We start from the raw sequence: 259 nt of genomic DNA on the forward strand, positions 1-259 counted from the left end.
GGCCTTGAGTGATGTAACCTTTAATCACATCACCAGGAATCGGCTGACAACAGCGAGCAAGGTGCGTCATTAGATTATCAACGCCTTCTACTACTACCGCGTCTTTCTTAGGGCGACTCTGCTGTGCTGGCTTGCTTTCCGACTCAAGCAGTTTCTCTAATGCTTTCTTGTCTTCTTCTTCCGCCGTAGGCTTGTTCACTAACGCATTGATGTGATTAACCACTTGGTTAATACGCAAGTCGCCACTACCAATACCAGC

The 259-nt window shown here is 47.5% G+C and carries 1 pseudogene; it reads right to left on the bottom strand.

Annotated elements, in window-relative coordinates:
• A pseudogene (relA, locus tag BCT81_RS01380) lies at positions 1-259 on the bottom strand (GTP diphosphokinase); the annotation flags it as partial.

Origin of the sequence: Vibrio sp. 10N.261.52.A1 (assembly GCF_002876325.1) — a bacterium.
Lineage (GTDB): Bacteria > Pseudomonadota > Gammaproteobacteria > Enterobacterales > Vibrionaceae > Vibrio > Vibrio chagasii.